This window comes from Streptococcus sp. 1453 (genome assembly GCF_013276955.1).
GTDB lineage: Bacteria > Bacillota > Bacilli > Lactobacillales > Streptococcaceae > Streptococcus.
Genome location: NZ_VMLZ01000030.1, coordinates 1 through 5,016, shown reverse-complemented (window position 1 = coordinate 5,016; position 5,016 = coordinate 1). Strand labels below are relative to the sequence as shown.

The window sequence follows — 5,016 nt, the reverse complement described above, 5'->3', positions numbered from 1 at the left end:
TTTGTCCGATAGAGGATAGCTACCTGAACCATTTGTGTAGTCTGTAATTTCCTCCGCTGTTTCCTTGGTTTCTAAAATATTGTTAAAAATTAGTTTGAATTTCTCAAATAATTTATTCAGTTATTACTTCATTCTGCTATAAAAAATCAAGCAACTCCTTCTTACAATGGCAAAAACCAGTATGTAACAAAAAATTAATAATTCTGACATTTCAAGATACAGAGCTTGCAATCATTGATAAAATCAGCTACCATGAGTAAGTAAGTAAGTAAGTAAGTAAGTAAGTAAGTAAGTAAGTAAGTAAGTAAGTAAGTAAGTAAGTAAGTAAGTTTTATTGTCCCGATTATGATATAATGATTAAGCTAGATAAACTGTGCTAGTAGGAGAAACGATCTTTTCCGCTAGATGTAAACATGAAACTTCCTTTCCTAAAAAACATGACAAAATGATTAATAATTGCTAAGCCTACTAGACAGTTACCCTAGTTTTTTGAATAGAATGAATAGATAAAAAGGGGTTACGAACATGACGCCAGAAGAAATGTACCTGACAGATCGATTAGACGTACAGATAGCTCATTTTTTAAAGAAAAGCGTTCAACATCGTAGACGCTATAAGGTATTAAAAATAACAGAAATCGTGGCAGGTTTTCTCATAGCTGTTTTTTGTGCTATTCCTATGCCAGGTGATCGCTACCGTTTGATTTCGGTTGCCTTGTCCAGTCTAGGCTTGCTGTGTGAGGGGATTCTCAATTTGTATAATGCCAAAGAACACTGGATTTCTTACCAAAAGACTGCGCAACTCCTGGAGAGAGAAAAATTCCTCTATCAATGCCAAACGGAGAAATATGCAGGAAAAACCAAGGCTTTTGCCCTATTTGTCAAGACATGCGAAGGTCTTATCTCAGAGGAAATCAACCAGTGGGAAAGTATCCAGTCAAAAGAAGTGGCAGCTAGTGCAGATGCTCCAGAGAAAAAAGAATAGGAGGTGGAGGAAATGTCTCAATCCAGCTACCTATTGCCCTTGCTCTGGTTGAAAAAAGAAGCCGACAAGGAAAAGATGAGCGCGACTCAGTGCCAGATATTTTTCTTTTATTATCAAATGTTTGAACTCTTATTTGCTAGAGAAAGTGACTTGAGAGACTTGTGTCTGGGAAGGCAAGGTTTTTATTTCTCGCAGTTAGAGAAAGATTTGCTTTCTGGAGTTTCCCAATTTCTAAAAAACTTGGAGGGAAAAGGGACTCTCAAGGCTAATCAAGAAGTATCAGCTCGCAAAGCCCTTTTTCTAGCCTTGACAACTAGCCAATCAGATTGGCAAGAGTTAGCTCCTGCTTTTGATTTTTATCAGGCTGTAGGGAGACTTGAACATCCTTCTCTCTTGAGTTCTCAGGACAGACAAGATCTGATGTGGATTTACCAGTCAGCTTTGGAGAAGGATTATAGTGTCAAGGTAATTGGTGACAAGCATTTTGTATTGAAGAGACAAGATGCTACTAAATTGACAGGGCGCCAAACTCAAACTTTGGAAGCACTGAGTCAATCAGAAGACTTGGTCAATCCTGTCTATGTTACATTAGGAGAAAAGGGGGTACTCTTGCTTGATTAAGAGAGGAGATGTTGTGGCTCTTTATTTGCCTTTTCCGACTATTAGTAGCGATTTGGCTGTGAAGAATCATATGTATATTTGTATTGACAACAGCATGACTAAAAACAAAGAGTTGGTTAAAAATCAGACCTTCAAACCAGCTCTCTTGACCAGACGTTTGGTCAAGAACTTTATGATAGAAGAGCCGGATTTAGCTCGTAATCCTTTTACAAGACCAACCTTGATTGACTTAGATAAGGTATTTATGTTGGATAATACGGTCATTCCGACTTCTTATCTAGCCAGACGGCGACGCAATGTCTCAGAAGAATTGTACGAGGAAATTTTGGATCACTTAGTCCAACCACGGCTGATTTCGCTGAACAAGTCTGAGTTTATGCAACTCAATCCAGGAACTTATTAGGAGGTAGAAGATGACAAATAAAGCAGTAAATGACTTTATACTAGCTATGGATTATGATAAAAAGAAACTCTTGACCCATCAGGGAGAGAGTATTGAAAATCGTTTCATCAAAGAGGGGAATCAGCTACCCGATGAGTTTGTTGTTATCGAAAGAAAGAAGCGGAGCTTGTCGACAAACACAAGTGATATTTCCGTGACGGCTACCAACGATAGTCGCCTCTATCCTGGAGCACTTCTCGTAGTGGATGAGACCTTGTTAGAGAATAATCCCACTCTTCTTGCGGTCGATCGTGCCCCGATGACTTATAGTATTGATTTGCCTGGTTTGGCAAGTAGTGATAGCTTTCTCCAAGTGGAAGATCCCAGCAATTCAAGTGTTCGCGGAGCAGTAAACGATTTGTTGGCCAAGTGGCATCAAGACTATGGTCAGACCAATAATGTCCCAGCTAGAATGCAGTATGAAAAAATCACGGCTCACAGCATGGAACAACTCAAGGTCAAGTTTGGTTCTGACTTTGAAAAGACAGGGAATTCTCTTGATATTGATTTTAACTCTGTCCATTCGGGCGAAAAGCAGATTCAGATTGTTAATTTTAAGCAGATTTATTATACAGTCAGCGTAGATGCTGTTAAAAATCCAGGAGATGTGTTTCAAGATACTGTAACGGTAGAGGATTTAAGGCAGAGAGGAATTTCTGCAGAGCGTCCTTTGGTCTATATTTCGAGTGTTTCTTATGGGCGCCAAGTCTATCTCAAGTTGGAGACCACGAGTAAGAGTGATGAAGTAGAGGCTGCTTTTGAAGCTTTGATAAAAGGAGTCAAGGTAGCTCCTCAGACAGAGTGGAAACAGATTTTGGACAATACAGAAGTGAAGGCGGTTATTTTAGGAGGGGATCCGAGTTCGGGTGCCCGAGTTGTAACAGGCAAGGTGGATATGGTAGAGGACTTGATTCAAGAAGGCAGTCGCTTTACAGCCGATCATCCAGGCTTGCCGATTTCTTATACAACTTCTTTTTTACGGGACAATGTAGTTGCGACCTTTCAAAACAGTACAGACTATGTTGAAACTAAGGTGACAGCCTACAGAAACGGAGATTTACTCTTGGATCATAGTGGTGCCTATGTTGCCCAATATTACATTGCTTGGGATGAATTATCCTATGATTATCAAGGTAAAGAAGTTTTGACTCCTAAGTCTTGGAACAGAAATGGGCAGGATTTGACAGCTCATTTTACCACTAGTATTCCTTTGAAAGGGAATGTTCGCAATCTCTCTGTCAAAATTAGAGAGTGTACCGGACTTGCCTGGGAATGGTGGCGTACGGTTTATGAAAAAACCGACTTGCCACTAGTGCGTAAGCGGACGATTTCTATTTGGGGAACGACTCTTTATCCTCAGGTAGAGGATAAGGTAGAAAATGATTAGGAGAGAAGAATGTTTGCGACAAAAAGAGTGAATGGTGATTTGTTTTCAGGACTGATCACAGATGTGGATGAGGAAATCATGAATAGCGATCAAAATCGTCTTGATATTGATACTATTGTCATCCACCATAATGGTGGGCTGAGTGATGAAGGGGCTAGAAGTACTTGGTATGTCTCTACAGGTCATGGCACATCTGCTCACTATCAGGTGACTCCTGATAAGATATGGGGGTGTGTTGGTGAAGAGAGCGTCGCTTATCATGCTGGCAACTATGAAGTCAATCAGCGTTCGATTGGTATTGAACACTTAAATAACCGTGGGGAACCTGACTGGACGATTGCAGAGGAAACCTACAGGAACTCAGCACGTTTGATTGCAGATATTTGTGATCGTTATAATTTGCCAATCAATCGTGAGACCATCCATCCTCACCAGGAATTTACTGCTACAGATTGTCCTGGTGGGATTGATCTAAATCGGCTCATCCAGATGGCGGCTGAGATTCTTGCTGGAGATTGTTTCCAAGCATCGAAAGAGGAACAGCCTCGAGATGGAAATAGAGAGTATCTGGTGCGTGTGGTAGATGATGATCTCTACATCCGAACAGGCCCAGGTCTGGCTTATCCTGACCAAGGTTTTTGTCCTCTTGGGACTTTTACCATCATGCAGGTAGAAGAAGCAGATGGCTATACTTGGGGCTTGTTGAAGTCGGGTAGGGGCTGGATCGCACTAGACTATACAGAAGAAATCAAATAGAAAAAGGAAGGAAGAATGAATGAAACTAAAAAGTAAAGAAGAGCGCAAAGGGGAAAAGGTTTTTCGTTACTCAATAAGGAAGTACCACTTTGGTGCTGCCAGCGTTGCCGTTGCTGCGCTGATGTTTTTTGCCAACGGGACAGTACAGGCACAAACACCTGACATTTCTCCAGCGACAGAGAGTGGAACGACTAGAACCAGCGACCTTGTAAGCGATTCCTCGGGGGGGGTATCTGAAGAGCTAAGTGAAAAAACTTCTGACACAGATCCCAGTCAGTCTGAGCAATCTAGCCAAGGTAATCAAAAGCCTCAAGAAGCATCAGATGAAAACAAGTCTCTAGTAAAAGATAGCGAAGAAGGCAAGGGAGAAAAGCAAGCAGAAGAAGCAAGTCGTCCTACTGTAGATAAGTCACTTGCCGAGTCTGCACAAACCAGCCTGCAAGCCCTGTTTACCAATCTGACACTGGATTCTATGAAAGAACTTCACGCTCGTGTAGAAGCAGGTCTAGCACAAGCTAAGGCTGTTCTTGAAAATCCAAACTCCAGTCAAGAAGAGGTCAATGCCCAAGTTCAAGCCATGAAAACCTTGACTGAGGAGGTCAACAAGGCTTTGGCAGGTGGACTCACATCCCCAGCTCAGCTTGGAGAAGGAAGTGGTGCGACTCAGAGTGAACCAAGTCCGACTCCTAAACGAGGGCGAGGTCGTAGGGGGCAACTAACTCCTCCTGCCACGCCGGCACCAGCAGAAAATCAAGAAGCCAAGGAAACGGCGGATGAAGTTACAGACTACACAAATGGTCAGGGAAGCTATCCTCTATCGGACAAA

6 protein-coding genes are annotated in these 5,016 nt (G+C 41.9%); all 6 read left to right on the top strand.

Translation table 11 applies throughout. The features are described 5' to 3' along the window. Window positions 1-525: 525 nt before the first annotated feature. Complete coding sequence (locus tag HW098_RS10225) at window positions 526-984, top strand: DUF4231 domain-containing protein (RefSeq protein WP_031222784.1); 459 nt, start codon at window positions 526-528, stop codon at window positions 982-984. Window positions 985-996: 12 nt separating this feature from the next. Continuing rightward, window positions 997-1,605 carry a hypothetical protein gene (locus HW098_RS10220; protein WP_176140024.1) on the top strand — a complete coding sequence of 203 codons (609 nt, stop codon included), beginning with the start codon at window positions 997-999 and terminating at the stop codon, window positions 1,603-1,605. Beyond that, window positions 1,598-2,008 carry a hypothetical protein gene (locus HW098_RS10215; RefSeq protein ID WP_000595757.1) on the top strand — a complete coding sequence of 137 codons (411 nt, stop codon included), beginning with the start codon at window positions 1,598-1,600 and terminating at the stop codon, window positions 2,006-2,008. Before HW098_RS10220 ends, HW098_RS10215 begins: the two co-directional genes overlap by 8 nt. 10 nt (window positions 2,009-2,018) lie before the next feature. After that, complete coding sequence (gene ply / locus HW098_RS10210) at window positions 2,019-3,434, top strand: cholesterol-dependent cytolysin pneumolysin (RefSeq protein WP_176140023.1); 1,416 nt, start codon at window positions 2,019-2,021, stop codon at window positions 3,432-3,434. A 9-nt stretch (window positions 3,435-3,443) separates the two neighbouring features. Continuing rightward, window positions 3,444-4,190 (top strand): peptidoglycan recognition family protein, encoded by a 747-nt coding sequence (locus HW098_RS10205; protein WP_176140022.1) that lies wholly within the window; start codon window positions 3,444-3,446, stop codon window positions 4,188-4,190. A 19-nt stretch (window positions 4,191-4,209) separates the two neighbouring features. Next, window positions 4,210-5,016: YSIRK-type signal peptide-containing protein (locus tag HW098_RS10680; protein ID WP_240149492.1), on the top strand; the 807-nt coding region annotated here is incomplete at its 3' end.

Excerpts from the sequence above, each read along its gene's own strand:
- HW098_RS10220 (WP_176140024.1), top strand. The coding sequence starts at position 997 with ATGTCTCAATCCAGCTACCTATTGCCCTTGCTCTGGTTGAAAAAAGAA.
- HW098_RS10205 (WP_176140022.1), top strand. The coding sequence starts at position 3,444 with ATGTTTGCGACAAAAAGAGTGAATGGTGATTTGTTTTCAGGACTGATC.
- HW098_RS10225 (WP_031222784.1), top strand. The coding sequence starts at position 526 with ATGACGCCAGAAGAAATGTACCTGACAGATCGATTAGACGTACAGATA.
- ply (WP_176140023.1), top strand. The coding sequence starts at position 2,019 with ATGACAAATAAAGCAGTAAATGACTTTATACTAGCTATGGATTATGAT.